Raw genomic sequence first — 14,864 nt, 5'->3', positions numbered from 1 at the left:
GGCCCGCGTGTCGGCGGTGGCCGCGTCGATTTCCGCGGCGCCTTGGGTCGCGTTGGCGCGGTAAAGCGCGGCGTTGTCCGGGTCCGCCGTGGCCAGCGCGGCGGCGATGGTGTCCAGCCACAGCCTGCCGTTTTCCGGGTCCAGCCAGGCATGGGGGTCGGTCGGGCCGTGGACATGCCCGTCGTGGTCATGTTCCCCGTGGTCGTGGTCGTGGTCGTGGTCGTGGTCGTGGTCGTGGTCGTGGTCGTGGTCGTGGTCGTGGTCGTGGTCGTGGTCGTGGTCGTGGTCGTGCGGCGCGGCGTGGTCGTCGTGGGAATGCGCCTCGAACAGGGGGCTGCTGCGGGTGGGCAGGACCGTGGTGCCGGGGCTGTGCAGCAGGTCGATCCGCGCCGCGGTGCCGGCCAGCGTGGCCAGCGGCCGGTCCAGCCACGGCGCCAGCTCTGGCCCCACCGTCACCACGATCTGCGCCGCTTGCAGGGCCTGCGCATCCGACGGGCGCATCGCGTGGAAATGCGGCGAGGCGCCGGCAGGCACCAGCAGCGCCGGCTCGCCCACCCCCTGCATCACCCGGGCGACCAGCGAATGCACCGGGGCGATGTCGGCCACGACACGGGGCGGCTCGGCCGCGGCGGGGGCAGCCAGGGCGGCAAGGGCAAGGGCTAAAAGGGGTCGTGACATTTCGCGGGCTCCGCATTAGATTGCCAAGCGAGTTATATTATAACAGAACGACCGTCAACGCGGCGTTGCTGCACTGCCCGAGGACCGGACCATGCACGACCACGCAAGCTGCATCCGCGCAGCCCTTGCCCATGCCGAAAGCCATTGCGCGCGCGAGGGGTTGCAGCTGACCCCCGTTCGCCTGCGCGTGCTGGAAATCCTGCTTGAGGGGCATCGCGCGCTGGGGGCGTATGAGATCCTCGACCGGCTGCGCGACGAAGGTCTGGGCGGGCAGCCTCCGGTCGTCTATCGGGCGCTGGATTTCCTGCTCCGCGCCGGGCTGGTCCACCGGATCGAGACGCTGAACGCATTCGCCGCCTGCGCACACGCCGGCAAGGGCCATGTGCCGGTGTTCCTGATCTGCCGCCAGTGCCGCCACGTGATCGAGACCCCGGCCCCCGCCGGCGGTCAGCTGGAACGCGCCGCCGAGGGCGCGGGCTTTGCCATCGAGACCACCGTGCGCGAGGCCGAGGGGCTGTGCGCCGATTGCAGGATCGCGGCATGAGCGGGGGGGCGGCGCCTCTGGTCACGCTGTCGGGTGTGGCGGTCGAGCTGGGCGGGCAGGAAATCCTGCGCGACATCGACCTGACCATCCGGCGGGGCGAGATCGTGACCGTGGTCGGGCCGAACGGCTCGGGCAAGACCACCCTGATGCGGACCATCATCGGCGCGGTCGCACCCTCGCGCGGGCGGGTGACCCGGGCGCCCGGGCTGCGGCTGAGCTATGTGCCGCAGCGGCTGGCGGTCGATCCCTCGATGCCGATGATGCTGGGCCGGTTCATGAACCTGCCGCGCCGGCGCGACCCCGCCACCGTCGCCGCCGCGCTGGACCGTGCCGGGCTGGCGGGGATGGAGCGGCGCCCGATTTCCGGGCTGTCGGGCGGGCAGATGCAGCGGGCGCTGCTGGCGCGGGCGCTGCTTAACGACCCGGAATTGCTGATCCTGGACGAGGGCACCGCCGGGCTGGACCAACCCGGGGTCGCGGCATTTTATGCCCGGATCGAGCAGGTGAATGCCGACACCGGCTGCGCGGTGCTGATGGTCAGCCATGATTTGCAGATCGTGATGCGGGCCTCGGACCATGTGGTCTGCCTGAACCGGCATATCTGCTGCGAGGGCACCCCCGAAACCGTGTCGCTGTCGCCCGCCTATCGCGGGCTGTTCGGGGCGGCCGGGGCCGAGTCGGTGGCGCTGTATCGCCACCACCACGACCACAGCCACGACGACGGCCTGCCCTGCGCGGGCCTGGCCTGCGCTGGTGACGACGAGGATGCCGCCTGATGCTGGATGATTTCATGGTCCGCGCCGCGCTTGCGGCGGTCGGGCTGGCGGTGGCCTGCGCGCCGCTGGGCTGTTTCGTGGTCTGGCGGCGGATGGCCTATTTCGGCGACGCCACCGCCCATGCGGCGCTGCTGGGGGTGGCGCTGTCGCTGGCGTGGTCGCTGCCGCTGTTCGGGGCGGTGATCGTGGTGGCGCTGGCGATGGCGGCGCTGGTGGCGGGGCTGTCCGGGCGGCAGTCGGTCGATACCGCGCTGGGGGTGCTGTCGCATGGCGCGCTGGCCGCCGGTCTGGTCGCGGTCAGTTTTGTGCAGGGGGTGCGGACCGACCTCAACGCCTATCTGTTCGGTGACATCCTGTCGGTGACCCGCGCCGATCTGGTGCTGATCTGGGCGGGGGCGGGCGCGGTCGTTGCACTGGTCGCCTGGCGCTGGTCGGCGCTGCTCTTGTCCACGCTGTCGCCCGAGATGGCGGTGGCGGACGGCATCCGCCCGCGGGCCGAGCAGTGGGTGCTGAACATCGCGCTGGCGCTGGTGGTGGCAGCGGGCATCCGCATCGTGGGCGCGCTGCTGGTCAGCGCCTTTCTGATCATCCCCGCCGCTGCGGCGCGCCCGCTGTCGCGTTCACCCGAGGCGATGGCCGTCGCCACCGCTTTGATCGGCGCCGTCGCGGGGCTGGGGGGCTTGGGGGCGGCCTTTCGGCTGGATACGCCCACCGGCCCGACCATCGTCTGCGCCGCCGTGGCGATCTTTGCGCTGGCGATGCTGCTGGCCGGGGGGCGGCGCCGCGCGGGGGTCTGAGCCTCGTCGCCGGGGCCAATCCGAGACGGGGTGCGCCGGCCTTGCTGCGGAGGCCTCCGGCGGGGATATTTGCGGACAGAAGATTTCGCCGTTGCGGCTATACTGCGCGCAGGGAGTGGCCGAATCATGCAGATACGCCGTCACGCCGACCGCGTGATCGAGCGGACGCTTGCGTCCGATGACCTGACGCCCCTGACCGCAAGCTGGCGGCGTTCCGCCCTGCGGCACGGGCTGGACCCGGCGGTGGCGCTGCGGGCGCCGCGGCTGACCGGGGTCGAACTGGCGCAGCGCCGTGAGGCGCTGGAGCGGCTGTTGCACATTGCCGCCGCCCCGATTGATGAGCTGTTCCGGCTGGTCGGCAGTTCCGGCTGCGCCGTGGTTCTGACCGATGCGCAGGGGATCGTGCTGGACCGCCGCGCCGCGCCCGGGGATGTGCGCGATTTCGACGGCTGGGCGCTGGCCCCAGGCGCGGACTGGTCCGAGGCCGCGCAGGGCACCAACGGCATCGGCACCTGTCTGGCCGAAGGGCGCAGCGTGGTCATCCACCGGGATGAGCATTTCCTGTCCTCGAACATCGCGCTCAGCTGTATCGACGCGCCGATCCACGGGCCGGACGGGCAGTTGCTGGCGGCGCTGGACGTGTCGAGCGCCCGCGACGATGCCTCGCGCGAGGTTACCGCGCTGATCGCCGCCACCGTCGGGCAATATGCGCGCCGGATCGAGGCGGCGTGGTTCCGCGCCGCCTTTCCCGGCACCCGCACCGTGGTCGCGGGCGAGGGGATCGAGGCGCTGGTGGCGGTGGACCGCGACGATCTGGCCGTCGGCGCCACCCGCGCGGCGCGCCGGGTGCTGGGGCTGCCCAAGGCCGGCGCCCTGCACCCGCAGCCGCTGTCGGACCTGCTGGCCCGCGCGCAGGGGCGGGACGCCGAGCCCGGCGGGCTGGTCCGCGCCGAGCGCGCGGCGGTGGTGCGGGCGCTGGCGCGGTCGGGCGGCAACGTCACCGCCGCCGCCCGCGCGCTGGGGGTCGGGCGGGCCACGCTTTACCGGCGTATGGGGCGGCTGGGGATTTCGTCCCCGTCCCGGGATTGAGACAGTCCTGCCGCCGAAATCCTGCGCCCCTGTTGACCGGGCGCACCCCCATCCCGCAGCATGATGGCGCCCGGATGCGAGGAGCCGGGACATTCGCTTTCAGGGGAGGAGCAGACATGCCCAACGACCAGGCGCATGAGTTCAAGGGCGTCGGGGTGATGCCGTTCGCCAGCCGCTACGACAACTATATCGGCGGCAAATGGGTGGCGCCGAACGCCGGCCGCTATTTTGAAAACACCACGCCGATCACCGGCGCCAAGATGGGCGACATCGCCCGCTCGGACGCATCCGACGTGAATGCGGCGCTGGATGCCGCCCACGCCGCCGCCGACAAATGGGGCCGGACCAGCCCGCAGGAACGCTCGCAGATCCTGCTGCGGATCGCCGACCGGATGGAGCAGAACCTGGAGCTGCTGGCCACCGCCGAGACCTGGGACAACGGCAAGCCGATCCGCGAGGGCATGGCCGCCGACGTGCCGCTGGCCATCGACCATTTCCGCTATTTCGCCGGTGTGCTGCGCGCGCAGGAAGGCTCGCTGAGCCAGATCGACGACAACACCGTCGCCTATCACTTTCACGAGCCGCTGGGCGTTGTCGGCCAGATCATCCCGTGGAACTTTCCGCTGCTGATGGCCTGCTGGAAACTGGCGCCGGCGCTGGCGGCGGGCAACTGCGTGGTGCTGAAGCCGGCCGAACAGACCCCGGCCTCGATCATGGTGTGGATCGAGACGGTGGGCGACCTGCTGCCGCCGGGCGTGCTGAACATCGTCAACGGGTTCGGGCTGGAAGCCGGCAAGCCGCTGGCGTCCTCGAACCGCATCGCCAAGATTGCCTTCACCGGCGAGACCTCGACCGGGCGGCTGATCATGCAATACGCGGCCGAGAACCTGATTCCGGTCACGCTGGAACTGGGCGGCAAGTCGCCCAACGTGTTCTTTGCCGATGTGGCGCGCGAGGATGACGATTTCTTTGACAAGGCGCTGGAAGGTTTCGCGATGTTCGCGCTGAACCAGGGCGAGGTCTGCACCTGCCCCTCGCGCGTGCTGATCCAGGAATCGATCTATGACCGCTTTATGGAAAAGGCGGTGGCGCGGGTGCAGGCGATCAAGCAAGGCGACCCGCGGCTGGCCGACACCATGGTCGGCGCGCAGGCCAGCAAGGAACAGCACGACAAGATCATGTCCTATATGGAGATCGGCCGCGCCGAGGGCGCCGAGATCGTGACCGGGGGCGAGGCGGCGGACCTTGGGGGCGAGCTGTCCCAGGGCTATTACGTCAAGCCGACGATCTTTCGCGGCAACAACAAGATGCGGGTCTTTCAAGAGGAAATCTTTGGCCCCGTGGTCTCTGTCACCACCTTCAAGGACGAGGCCGAGGCGCTGGAAATCGCCAACGACACGCTCTACGGGCTTGGCTCGGGCGTGTGGAGCCGCGACATGAATACCTGCTATCGCATGGGCCGCGGGATCAAGGCCGGCCGGGTCTGGGTGAACAACTATCACGCCTATCCGGCGCATTCGGCCTTTGGCGGCTACAAACAGTCGGGCATCGGGCGCGAAACCCACAAGATGATGCTGGACCACTATCAGCAGACCAAGAACATGCTGGTCAGCTATTCGCCGTCGAAGCTGGGCTTTTTCTGATGCGATTCGCGCCGCGGGGTCCGTCCCTGCGGCGCAGCAAGTTCAGCGCAGCCCCAGCGCGATGCCGCGTGTTGCGGCCGGGGTCAGGCGCCGGCGCAGGTCGGCGCTGACCGCATCGGGCAGATACAGATAATCCCAGGAATACTGGCCCATGCGGAACAGCCCGGCGAAATCGCCGACCTCGACCGCGCCGTCCATGAAATTGCAGATCCCCTCGGCCCGCAATTCGCCGATCATGCGGTTGGCGTGGACCGGAGTCATCCCGCAGGCCTCGCCCAGATCGCTTTGCGTCAGCGGCAGTTCAAAGCGGTCGGTGCCGCACAGGCCGCGGACATATTGCCGGACCAGCATCTCGCAAAAGAAATTGGCGATCCGCGCCAGCCCCGGCAGGCGCCCGATGCGGAAGATCCAATAGCGGCTGATCGCCGAATCCAGCAGGGTCAGCTGCCACAACCGGCACAGAAGCTCGGGCGAGGCGGCCTCGAGCAGGCCCATCTGGTCATGGCTGATTGACTGCAACCGGACACTGCTGATCGAATCGATGTCGTGGTCCAGCCGCCCCAGCGCAAAGCTGCTGAGCCCGGCGAAATCGCCCGGAATCAGAATCCCGATGAACTGCCGCCGCCCGGCCCGGTCCAGCCGATAACGCGCCGCAAAGCCGCGCTGGACGTAAAGCGCGCCTGTCCTGGCCGCATTGGCCCGCAGGATCCGCTGGCGCGCGCTCAGCTGACGCGGCGTGTTCATCACGGCCGCAAGCTGCGCCCCGGCCTCTTGGTCGAACAACCCGGGATACGCCAGGTGAAGTTCCATCGTCAGACCGCCTTTTCCAAAAACCGGACAACATTTTGACAAGAACAGTTCATGACAGGGGACGGCATGTCAAATTCGCCGGTCATGAGATTGCCAATATGCAGGTCGCACCGCCCTGGTTCAATGCGGCAGCGACAAATTCCCGCGAATTTGTCTGAAATCTTCAGAACCAGCCGGTGGACCAGTGGCCGGCGCCGGTGCCGGGAAGCGCGCCGTCCCCTGCATCAAGCGCCGGTTCAGGGGTCAGGCTGGCCATCGGCACCGCCAGCATGATGCGCAGCCCGCGCGCGGTGAAATTCCATTCGGCGCGGCCGTCCAGTTGATATGCCAGCAGGTTTTCCATCACCGTCACGCCAAACCCGCGGCGGTGCGGTGGCGGCAGCTGGCCGCGTTCGGTCCAGCAAAGGCGCAGTTCGGGGCCGCCGGCCGCGTTCTCGTCGATCCGCCAGCCGATATGCAGCTGCCCGCCGTCCTCGCTGCCCAGCACCCCGTGCTGGAACGAGTTGGCAACCATTTCCTGGATGACCAGCCCCAGCGTCTGCGCGGCAAGTGCCGGCAGGATGATTTCCGGCCCGCTGATCAGCCGCGCGCCGCCGCCGTGATAGGCGCCCTGCGCCTCAAGCTCGTCCTCGAACAGCTCGCGCAGGGTAAAGCTGCGGTCGGGATCGCGCAGCAGCGCCCCGATCAGGCGGTGGATGCTGTCCAGCCGGGTTTCCAGATTCAGCACGTAATCTTCGAGGCTTTCGGCGGTCTCGGCCGAGCGGCGGACCACCGAGCGCACCAGCAGCATCGAGTTGGTGATCTGGTGCATCAGCCGATGCAGCTGTGATTCGGGGTTCCGTTCGGGGGCGATGGCGTTCAGATGTGCCTGCATTCCCGCATTGCGAACGGCAGATGAAGCGTATGGCGATGGCTGACGCGATTGCATCGGAGTTTCTCCTTCGGAAGACCAGCCTTGCGCGGAACCGGGCAGGCTGCAACCGGCGGTTGGCGGAATCCGGGGGACTCCTGACTGATTTGCACTGTAATTTGTAGAACCCGACGCAAGGTCACATCCGCCCCGGCCATTTTCTGCCGGTGCGGGCGCGTCGCCGGCGTCTGGTTTCGACGCCGGAAAGAATCGCCGCGATCGGGGCATCGCCGGGCCGGTCGCACAGACCCGCTTGGTCAGGCGGGCGTCGTCAGGCCGGCGTCGCCCCGCACCAGATGGCAGGCATCAGCCCGCGCAGGGCGTTGCCGACCCACAGCCGCACATGCGGCAGGTCCGATACCGGCAGGATTTGCTCGTGGCAGGCGGCGCTTTCCAGCAATTCGGCCCGCAACACCCCCGGCAGCAGCCCGCAGGACAGCGGCGGCGTGCGCAGCCCCGCGCCGCGGTCGAAAAACAGCGTGGTGATGGTGCCGTCGCAGACCTCGTCCCGTTCGTTCAGGAACAGCAGTTCGTCCAGCCCGGCGGGCATCGTCGCGCGGGCGGTGTCATAGGCCGCGCGGCGGGTCGATTTGATCCGCAGCCACGGGTCCGTTGACCGCAGCCGCGCCGTCGCCAGCCCCAGCCGCCATTGCGCGGGCGAAGGCGGCAGCGGCGCGCGCGTCACTTTGACCGCACCCGCCCGGTCCAGCGTCAGCCGCAGCCGCGCGCGCGCGCCCGGCGGGGCTGTCAGCGCCGCCGCCGCCGCCCCGGTATCGCAGCCCCAGCCCAGTGCCGCCGCCCCCGCCTGCAACCGCGCCAGATGCAGCCGCAGCCGCGGGCAGGCGGCGCCGTCCCACAGCACCGTTTCGATCAGCCGCAGCCCGGCGTCGTCAGCCCCTGCGCAAAGCGGGTTTTCCACAGCGCTTCCTCCCATTCCGCGTCGGCGGTCGAATCCTGCACCACGCCGCCGCCTGCGTTCAGCGTCACCCGCCCGTCGGGCCAGACCGACAACGTGCGGATGGCGACCGAGAAACACGCCGCCCCGTCCGGCGCCATCCATCCCAGCGCGCCGCAATAGACGCCGCGGGGAAAGGGCTCGACCTCGCGGATGATCTCCATCGCGCGGATCTTGGGGGCGCCGGTGATCGAGCCGCAGGGAAACAGCGCCCGCATCAGCCCCGGCAGATCGGGGGGCGCGGCCAGCTGCCCGGTCACCCGCGAGCTCATCTGGTGGACGGTGGCGAAACTGTCGATGGCGAACAGCTCGGGCACGCGGACGCTGCCGGGGCGGGAAATCCGCCCGATGTCGTTGCGCAGCAGATCGACGATCATCAGGTTCTCGGCCTGGTTCTTTTCGGACGCCGCCAGCGCCCGGGCCAGTGCCGCGTCGCGTTCGGGGTCGGGGTCGCGGGGGGCGGTGCCCTTCATCGGCCGCGCCTCGATCCCGCCCGCGCCGTCCAGCTGAAAGAACAGCTCGGGCGAGCGTGACAGCACCACCGGTCCGCCCAGATCGGCAAAGGCGCCGTAGCCCACCGGCTGGCTGGCCCGCAGCGCCCGGTAAAGTCCCGCGGGCGTGCCCCGCGCCAGCCGCGTTTCCAGCGGAAAAGTCAGGTTGATCTGATAGCAGTCGCCGGCGCCGATGTGGTCCTGCACCCGCCGGAACGCCGCCCCGTAATCCTTTCGCGAGACCAGCGGGCGCAGAGGCGTCAGCTGGACGTCCTCGACCGGCAGCGCGAAATCATCGGCGGGGCAGGGCGCGTCGTGGATGCCCAGCGCCAGCAATGGTCCGTGCGTCGCGGGGGCCAGCGGCCGCAGCCGGTCCTCGAACGCATAGCCGGCCTCGTACCCGATCCAGCCCGCGATCCATTTCCCGGCCCGCCGCGCAGATTCTGCCCGCGCCAGCGCCGGAAGAACCTGATCGAGGCGATGGGCAAGAACCACCTCTGCATCGCGAAACAGGACCGTCCGCCCGCCGGGGCCGAATTCGCAGAAGATCACGCGCGCCTCCGCCGACAGCCCCGCAATGGCCGCTACATCCCGGCGGAATAATCAACTGCGCCCGCAGTGTATAGCCGCCGAGACTGGCGATTTGTGCAAGATGTGGAAATGGCGGACCCGGAGCGATTCGAACGCCCGACCCCCAGATTCGTAGTCTGGTGCTCTATCCAGCTGAGCTACGGGTCCGTCGTAGGGCGGCTAGGTAGGCCGGGCGTTCGGGGGATGCAAGGGGTAAATCGCGCGCCCCGGACAATTTTGCGCCCGAGGTGGAAAACCCCGGCTCAGACCAGCGCAATCACCCGCGGCAGGGTGATGCGGAACTCGGACCCGGTCTCGTCGCTGCGGATCAGCTCCAACCCGCCGCCGTGGCCGCGGATCAGGTCGGCGGCGATGGCCAGCCCCAGCCCGGTGCCGCCCTTGCGGATGCCGCCGGTGAAGGGCTGGAACAGGTTGTCGCGGGCCTTTTGCGGCAGGCCGGGGCCGCTGTCGCCGACGCGCAGCCACCAGGCCGATTCGTCCTCGCCTGCCGCGATCTCGATGGTGCCGGGCTTGCGGGTCGCCTCGATCGCCTGCCTTGCGTTGCGCGCCAGATTCGCCAGCACCCGATACAGCTGGTCGCGGTCGGCGCGGATGCGCAGCCCGGCGGGGATGTCGGTGACGAAATCGACCTCGGCGCCGGGGGCGGGCTCGGCGGCCAGTTCCTCGGCCTCGACCACCTCGGCGACCAGCGGGCGCAGGTGGAACAGCGTCAGCGAGGGCTGCGGTTCCTCGGCCTTGCCGAATGCCAGCGTCGTTTCGCACAGCGTCACCGCGCGCGAGATCGAGCCGACCAGCTTGGGCGCGGTGCGCCGGACCGCCGGGTCGGCGCTTTCCTCAAGCCGGTCGGCAAGGATCTGCCCGGTGGTCAGGATGTTACGCAGGTCGTGGCTGATCTTGGCCACCGCCTGTCCCAGCTGCGCCAGCCGCTCGCGCTGCTTGAGCGAGGCGGTGACCGTGTGCTGCATCGCCGCCAGCGCCGATTCGGCGGCCCGCACCTCGCCCATGCTGGCCGAGGGGGTGATGATGGTGCGGCTGTCGTCGGGCGAGGCGGCATAGGCGGTCATGTGCCCGATCACCCGCCGGATCGGCCCGACGATCAGCCGCTGCGCCGCCAAGTTCAGCAAAAGCGCCGTCAGCACCGAAAACGCGGCCGACACCGCCAGCAGCCGCACGGCGAACTCGACCATCGCGTTGCGCATCGGCGCGGTGTTCATGGTGATCTCGATCAGCTGCCCGGCGTCGCGGACGGGTTCGCCGATCACCCGGATGGTCTGGGGGCGCGGGTTCAGCAGCCGGTGCAGCGTGTCGCGGGCGCTGGCGCTGAAGTTGCGGTCGCGCAGGTCGTAGGTGGCCGAGATCGGCTCCGGCAGGGGCGAGGACAGCACCAGCTGGCGGATGTCGTCGCGCCGCAGCACCACGTTGTAGACGCCGGCGTTTTCCAGCAGCTCGCTTTCCAGGTCGGCGGCGATGGATTCGTCGGTCGCCAGCAGCGCAAGGCTGGCGATCTGCGCCCGCTCAAGCCGGGTTTCCAGATAGTCGCGGCGGAAATTCGTGACGCTGGGCACAAGAATGAAGATCTCGGCCAACAGCACGAACACGATCGTCAGCAGTGCAAAGCGGCCGGTAATACTGTTGAAGCTCATGTCGTCCTGTATCGTCGCACTGCGCATCCGCCGGCAATTGCCTGGGCGCGTGGCGGGCCTGCGCATCAAACATATGTGATCCGCGCCGGGTTCCCAAGGCGGACGCTGCGGCGGAAGATACGGGGCGAAAATATGGCAAGACATTGCCGATGTGGTTGACTTGGGCGCGCGCTGGCCCTATCTGGCGGGCTTCGCATTCCCGGCGCGTTTGCGTGGGCCCGTGGCCCATACCCTGCGCGCCCTGTTGTTGGAGCTACGACGATGAAACGCACCTTCCAGCCGTCGAACCTGGTTCGCGCGCGCCGGCACGGCTTCCGCGCCCGCATGGCCACCAAGGGCGGCCGTCGGGTTCTGAACGCCCGCCGCGCCAAGGGCCGCAAGGTCCTGTCGGCCTGATACGGCCGATGGCCGAGGCGCTGACCGCGGACGCCCCCGGCGGCGATGCGGCCCGTGTTCCGGCCATGACCACCTTGACCCGCCGCGCCGATTTCCTGCGCGCGGCCTCGGCCCGCCGTCAGGGAACGGCGGGTTTTCTGCTGCAAGCGCGCCGCCGCGACCCGGCCGAACAGGTCGCCCCGCAGGCGATCCGGGTCGGCTATACCTGTTCCAGGAAATTGGGCAATGCCGTTGCCCGCAACCGCGCCAAGCGCCGGCTGCGGGAACTGGCGCGGCAGGTGATCCCGGCGCAGGGGCAGGGGGGCTGGGACTATGTGCTGGTCGGCCGCCCCGAGGCCACCGCCACCCGCGATTTTTCCGAGATGCTGTCCGATCTGAAACATGCGCTGGTGCGCGTGCATTCGGACACGGCCCGCCTGTCCGATCGCGCCCCGCGCCGCCGCGGCAAGGGCGCGGCACCGGGGGGCAAGCCGTGACTCCGCTGGCCCATCTGGTTGCGCTGCCGGTGCGCGCCTATCGGCTGCTGTTCAGCCCATGGGTTGGCCACGGCTGCCGCTATCAGCCGACCTGCTCGGCCTATGCGCTTGAGGCGCTGGAACGTCACGGGGCCTTTCGCGGGACATGGTTGATGCTGCGGCGAATCGGGCGCTGTCACCCGCTGGGCGGGTCGGGCTATGACCCGGTGCCGCCGCCGCGCGACAAGAGCCGATGACCCATGACCCCAACCGCCCGAGGCAAGCCTGATGCTGGACGACGCCGCCGACCCGCCCGATTCCGCGGATGAAACCGAAATCCACCCGCTGTTCCGCGGCGCGCCCTCATCGACCGAATTTCGCAAGCTGCGCAAGCGGCTGGTGCGCGAAACCCGCGCCGCGATCGAGACCTATCACATGGTTACCCCCGGCGACCGCTGGCTGGTCTGCCTGTCGGGCGGCAAGGACAGCTATACGCTGCTGGCCGTGCTGCACGAGCTGAAATGGCGCGGGCTGCTGCCGGTCGAGCTGCTGGCCTGCAACCTCGATCAGGGCCAGCCCGGCTTTCCCGCCACGGTGCTGCCCGAGTTTCTGGCCGACCGCGGCGTGCCGCACCGGATCGAGTATCAGGACACCTATTCGGTGGTAAAGGCCAAGGTGCCCGAGGGGGGGACCTATTGCAGCCTGTGTTCGCGGCTGCGGCGCGGCAATCTGTATCGGATCGCGCGGGAGGAGGGGTGCAGCGCCGTGGTGCTGGGCCATCACCGCGACGACATTCTGGAAACCTTTTTCATGAACCTGTTCCACGGCGGCAGGCTGGCCTCGATGCCGCCCAAGCTGCTGAACGAAGAGGGCGACCTGAACGTGCTGCGGCCGCTGGCCTTCGTGGCCGAGGCCGATTGCGACCGATTCGCCCGGGCGATGAATTACCCGGTGATTCCCTGCGACCTGTGCGGCAGTCAGGACGGGTTGCAGCGAATGCAGGTGAAAAAGCTGCTGGATGAATGGGAATCGCGCAGCCCCGGCCGGCGGCAGGTGATGTTCCGGGCGCTGAGCAACGTGCGGCCGTCGCATCTGCCGGACCCGGCGCTGTTCGATTTCTCGGCGCTGGCGCCGGGGGCTGAGGCGCCCGATGAGCCCGCCGCCCCGCCCCGGCTGCGTTAATCCAGCGGCGAGGCCGCGCTTTCAGGCCAGTGCAGCCACGGCAGCACCTGCCCGCGCTGCCGGCTTTCGGCGATACGGTCCAGGTCGATTTCCGCCTTGACCCAGCCGGGCCGGTCCATCGCGCCCTCGGCCACCACCCCGGTTTCGGGCCACATCCCGTCCGGGGGCGCATAGATCGCGGCGCGGCCGCGGTTTTCGTCGATCGCCGGGTTCCAGGCGCAGTCGCCCACCGTCGGCGCCTGCACCACAACGCATTGATTTTCCAATGCCCGCGCCATGCAGCCGATGCGCACCCGCATGAACCCCGCCACGCTGTCGGTGCAGCTGGGCGTCAGGATGATCTCGGCCCCCGCCTCGGCCAGACGACGGGCAAGCAGGGGAAACTCGCTGTCGTAGCAGATGGTTATGCCGATGCGCCCGACGGGTGTGTCGAACACCCGCAGCCCCGGCGCGGCGACCACGTCCCATGATTCGCGCTCGAACCGCGTCATGATCTGCTTGTCCTGATGCCCGATCCGCCCCTGCGGTCCGAACAGCACCGCCCGGTTGACCGGCCTTGCCCCCGGGCGCGGAAACGCCGGCCCCGAGGCCGCAAGGATATGGCACCCATGTTCCGCCGCCAGCCGCGCGTGCAGCGCATCGCGGGCGGGTTCATGGCGGGCGACCTCGTGCAGGCTGGATTCGAGATCGCGGGCGATTTCGGGCCCGCCAAGGCTTGCCAGCTCCATCGCGCCGTATTCGGGAAACACCAGCAGGTCGCAGTCGCCGGCCTTGGCGACCCAAGCCGAAATCTTGGCCTCATAGGCGGCGAAATCGTCGAACCAGTCGAACGGATAGGCGGCGGCGGCGATGCGGACGGGACGGCTCATAGCGGTTTCATCCAGAATTGCAGGGGCTTGGCGGTTTCCCGAGTCTCGCCCAGGTCGCGCCAGCGGAATTGCGCGGTGACGCCCGGCAGCGGCGCATAGCCGCGCTTGCGCCAGAACCCGTCCAGCGGGCGGTAATCGGCGGGCCGGGCCGGGTGGTCGTCGGGCCGGATCACCGAACAGAACGCCGACCAGCGCCGCCCCAGCGCGCGGCCCTGCGCCTCGCGCCCGTCGAAAAACGCGTGGCCCAGCCCGTGGCCGCGATATTCCGGCAGCAGCACCGATTCGGCGCAGTAAAAGATCTGGTCCAGCGGCTCGGGGCGGCCGGCAAAGGCGGCGGCGAAATCGCTGGCGTGATGTTCCATTGGGGCGCCGGTGGCGGCGCCGACCATGCGGTCGCCGTCCATCGCCGCCACCACCACCGCGCCGGGGGCGGTATAGGCGCGCAGGTATTCGCGCTCATACGCCTCGTCGCCATCGTAAAGATAGGGCCAGTCGCGAAACACCGCGATCCGCAGCCGCGCCAGTTCCCCCAGCGCGGCGGTCAGCCCGTCCCCGGTCAGGGTCCGCGTTGTGATCACGAAATCTGCCGGATCCAGTCGGCGAGGTTGTAATAGGTGGTCACCTGCGCGATCTGCCCGTTTTTGATCGCGAAAAACGCCCCGGCCGGCAGGCGATAGCTTTGGCCCCGCGCCTCGGGCAGGCCGGGGTCGGTGCGCAGATAGGTTCCGTTCACCACGAATTGGGCGGCGCCCCGGCTGCCGTCGTCGCTGACCATCACCACCATGTCGGTCAGCGTCTCGCGATAGGTCTCGCTCATGTGGCGGTTGAACGCGGCAAAGCCCTGCTTGCCGTGCCGCACCCCGCCTTCGTTGACGTGATGTTCGAAATCGTCGTGCAGCAGCGATTCCATCGCGTCGGTATCGCCGCGGTTGAAGGCGTCGTAATAGGCGGTGATCAGGGCTTTGGTCTGGGCGGTCATGGCGGTTCCGGCAGTTGTTTGCCCAGCATTAACCGCAGGGCGCGCCAAGGTCAGCC

Annotated in this window: 18 protein-coding genes and 1 tRNA gene; 9 read left to right on the top strand and 10 right to left on the bottom strand. The window is 69.2% G+C overall.

Annotation, left to right across the window (positions count from 1 at the left end):
• A partial coding sequence (locus tag BLW83_RS04205; RefSeq protein WP_177172480.1) for a metal ABC transporter solute-binding protein, Zn/Mn family occupies nt 1–678 on the bottom strand: 678 nt, incomplete at its 3' end.
• Nucleotides 679–769: 91 nt separating this feature from the next.
• On the opposite strand from BLW83_RS04205, the gene BLW83_RS04200 reads away from it, so the two are divergent.
• From BLW83_RS04200 to adh, 5 genes are all read left to right on the top strand, one after another.
• Nucleotides 770–1,222, top strand: coding sequence for a Fur family transcriptional regulator (locus BLW83_RS04200; RefSeq protein WP_090845742.1), 453 nt, complete (start codon nt 770–772; stop codon nt 1,220–1,222).
• Nucleotides 1,219–1,998 carry a metal ABC transporter ATP-binding protein gene (locus BLW83_RS04195; protein WP_090845740.1) on the top strand — a complete coding sequence of 260 codons (780 nt, stop codon included), beginning with the start codon at nt 1,219–1,221 and terminating at the stop codon, nt 1,996–1,998. The genes BLW83_RS04200 and BLW83_RS04195 overlap by 4 nt, the downstream gene beginning before the upstream one ends.
• Nucleotides 1,998–2,795: a metal ABC transporter permease gene (locus BLW83_RS04190; protein ID WP_090845738.1), complete on the top strand. Its 798-nt coding sequence runs from the start codon at nt 1,998–2,000 to the stop codon at nt 2,793–2,795. The genes BLW83_RS04195 and BLW83_RS04190 overlap by 1 nt, the downstream gene beginning before the upstream one ends.
• 126 nt (nt 2,796–2,921) lie before the next feature.
• A complete protein-coding gene (locus tag BLW83_RS04185; RefSeq protein ID WP_090845736.1) occupies nt 2,922–3,884 on the top strand; it encodes a GAF domain-containing protein in 963 nt (320 codons plus the stop codon).
• 116 nt (nt 3,885–4,000) lie between these two features.
• Nucleotides 4,001–5,527, top strand: coding sequence for an aldehyde dehydrogenase (gene adh / locus BLW83_RS04180; RefSeq protein ID WP_090845734.1), 1,527 nt, complete (start codon nt 4,001–4,003; stop codon nt 5,525–5,527).
• A 42-nt stretch (nt 5,528–5,569) separates the two neighbouring features.
• Here the strand turns inward: adh and BLW83_RS04175 are convergent, their stop codons facing one another.
• From BLW83_RS04175 to BLW83_RS04150, 6 genes are all read right to left on the bottom strand, one after another.
• Nucleotides 5,570–6,337: a Crp/Fnr family transcriptional regulator gene (locus BLW83_RS04175; protein WP_090845732.1), complete on the bottom strand. Its 768-nt coding sequence runs from the start codon at nt 6,335–6,337 to the stop codon at nt 5,570–5,572.
• Nucleotides 6,338–6,500: 163 nt separating this feature from the next.
• Nucleotides 6,501–7,211, bottom strand: a complete 711-nt coding sequence (locus tag BLW83_RS04170; RefSeq protein WP_177172479.1) for an HWE histidine kinase domain-containing protein — start codon at nt 7,209–7,211, stop codon at nt 6,501–6,503.
• Between the two features lie 307 nt (nt 7,212–7,518).
• Complete coding sequence (locus BLW83_RS04165) at nt 7,519–8,166, bottom strand: aminotransferase class IV family protein (RefSeq protein ID WP_090845729.1); 648 nt, start codon at nt 8,164–8,166, stop codon at nt 7,519–7,521.
• On the bottom strand, nt 8,118–9,245 hold the full coding sequence (locus BLW83_RS04160; protein WP_090845728.1) for an aminodeoxychorismate synthase component I: 1,128 nt from the start codon (nt 9,243–9,245) through the stop codon (nt 8,118–8,120). Before BLW83_RS04160 ends, BLW83_RS04165 begins: the two co-directional genes overlap by 49 nt.
• Nucleotides 9,246–9,354: 109 nt before the next feature.
• Nucleotides 9,355–9,431: transfer RNA gene (locus BLW83_RS04155), tRNA-Arg, on the bottom strand.
• Nucleotides 9,432–9,526: 95 nt separating this feature from the next.
• On the bottom strand, nt 9,527–10,927 hold the full coding sequence (locus BLW83_RS04150; RefSeq protein WP_090845725.1) for a sensor histidine kinase: 1,401 nt from the start codon (nt 10,925–10,927) through the stop codon (nt 9,527–9,529).
• Nucleotides 10,928–11,188: 261 nt separating this feature from the next.
• On the opposite strand from BLW83_RS04150, the gene rpmH reads away from it, so the two are divergent.
• Genes rpmH through ttcA form a run of 4 tightly spaced genes read left to right on the top strand, consistent with a single transcriptional unit; the run spans nt 11,189 to nt 12,960 of the window.
• Complete coding sequence (gene rpmH, locus BLW83_RS04145; RefSeq protein ID WP_073061402.1) at nt 11,189–11,323, top strand: 50S ribosomal protein L34; 135 nt, start codon at nt 11,189–11,191, stop codon at nt 11,321–11,323.
• An 8-nt stretch (nt 11,324–11,331) separates the two neighbouring features.
• The gene (gene rnpA, locus BLW83_RS04140) at nt 11,332–11,799 is read left to right on the top strand and encodes a ribonuclease P protein component (protein ID WP_090845724.1); all 468 of its coding nucleotides are present in this window, start codon (nt 11,332–11,334) and stop codon (nt 11,797–11,799) included.
• Complete coding sequence (gene yidD, locus BLW83_RS04135; RefSeq protein WP_090845723.1) at nt 11,796–12,035, top strand: membrane protein insertion efficiency factor YidD; 240 nt, start codon at nt 11,796–11,798, stop codon at nt 12,033–12,035. Before rnpA ends, yidD begins: the two co-directional genes overlap by 4 nt.
• 31 nt (nt 12,036–12,066) lie before the next feature.
• Nucleotides 12,067–12,960: a tRNA 2-thiocytidine(32) synthetase TtcA gene (ttcA, locus tag BLW83_RS04130; RefSeq protein WP_090845722.1), complete on the top strand. Its 894-nt coding sequence runs from the start codon at nt 12,067–12,069 to the stop codon at nt 12,958–12,960.
• Here ttcA and BLW83_RS04125 read toward each other — a convergent pair.
• From BLW83_RS04125 to BLW83_RS04115, 3 genes are read right to left on the bottom strand one after another with little or no spacing between them, the layout of a single operon-like run.
• Nucleotides 12,957–13,829: a carbon-nitrogen hydrolase family protein gene (locus tag BLW83_RS04125; RefSeq protein ID WP_090845721.1), complete on the bottom strand. Its 873-nt coding sequence runs from the start codon at nt 13,827–13,829 to the stop codon at nt 12,957–12,959. The two genes, ttcA and BLW83_RS04125, sit on opposite strands and share 4 nt — an antisense overlap.
• Nucleotides 13,826–14,407 (bottom strand): GNAT family N-acetyltransferase, encoded by a 582-nt coding sequence (locus tag BLW83_RS04120; protein ID WP_090845720.1) that lies wholly within the window; start codon nt 14,405–14,407, stop codon nt 13,826–13,828. The genes BLW83_RS04125 and BLW83_RS04120 overlap by 4 nt, the downstream gene beginning before the upstream one ends.
• Nucleotides 14,404–14,808: a ketosteroid isomerase-related protein gene (locus tag BLW83_RS04115; RefSeq protein WP_090845719.1), complete on the bottom strand. Its 405-nt coding sequence runs from the start codon at nt 14,806–14,808 to the stop codon at nt 14,404–14,406. The genes BLW83_RS04120 and BLW83_RS04115 overlap by 4 nt, the downstream gene beginning before the upstream one ends.
• Nucleotides 14,809–14,864: the final 56 nt, after the last annotated feature.

Origin of the sequence: Paracoccus alkenifer (genome assembly GCF_900108405.1) — a bacterium.
In the GTDB taxonomy this organism is placed as follows: Bacteria; Pseudomonadota; Alphaproteobacteria; order Rhodobacterales; family Rhodobacteraceae; genus Paracoccus; species Paracoccus alkenifer.
This window is presented reverse-complemented; position numbering and strand designations above follow the sequence as displayed.

Bases quoted from the DNA above. Each gene is read 5' to 3' on its own strand.
- BLW83_RS04195 (WP_090845740.1), top strand. From the start codon at position 1,219: ATGAGCGGGGGGGCGGCGCCTCTGGTCACGCTGTCGGGTGTGGCGGTC.
- BLW83_RS04190 (WP_090845738.1), top strand. From the start codon at position 1,998: ATGCTGGATGATTTCATGGTCCGCGCCGCGCTTGCGGCGGTCGGGCTG.
- BLW83_RS04115 (WP_090845719.1), bottom strand. From the start codon at position 14,808: ATGACCGCCCAGACCAAAGCCCTGATCACCGCCTATTACGACGCCTTC.
- BLW83_RS04170 (WP_177172479.1), bottom strand. From the start codon at position 7,211: ATGCAGGCACATCTGAACGCCATCGCCCCCGAACGGAACCCCGAATCA.
- BLW83_RS04175 (WP_090845732.1), bottom strand. From the start codon at position 6,337: ATGGAACTTCACCTGGCGTATCCCGGGTTGTTCGACCAAGAGGCCGGG.
- adh (WP_090845734.1), top strand. From the start codon at position 4,001: ATGCCCAACGACCAGGCGCATGAGTTCAAGGGCGTCGGGGTGATGCCG.
- rnpA (WP_090845724.1), top strand. From the start codon at position 11,332: ATGGCCGAGGCGCTGACCGCGGACGCCCCCGGCGGCGATGCGGCCCGT.
- BLW83_RS04185 (WP_090845736.1), top strand. From the start codon at position 2,922: ATGCAGATACGCCGTCACGCCGACCGCGTGATCGAGCGGACGCTTGCG.
- ttcA (WP_090845722.1), top strand. From the start codon at position 12,067: ATGCTGGACGACGCCGCCGACCCGCCCGATTCCGCGGATGAAACCGAA.
- rpmH (WP_073061402.1), top strand. From the start codon at position 11,189: ATGAAACGCACCTTCCAGCCGTCGAACCTGGTTCGCGCGCGCCGGCAC.
- BLW83_RS04200 (WP_090845742.1), top strand. From the start codon at position 770: ATGCACGACCACGCAAGCTGCATCCGCGCAGCCCTTGCCCATGCCGAA.
- BLW83_RS04150 (WP_090845725.1), bottom strand. From the start codon at position 10,927: ATGAGCTTCAACAGTATTACCGGCCGCTTTGCACTGCTGACGATCGTG.
- BLW83_RS04125 (WP_090845721.1), bottom strand. From the start codon at position 13,829: ATGAGCCGTCCCGTCCGCATCGCCGCCGCCGCCTATCCGTTCGACTGG.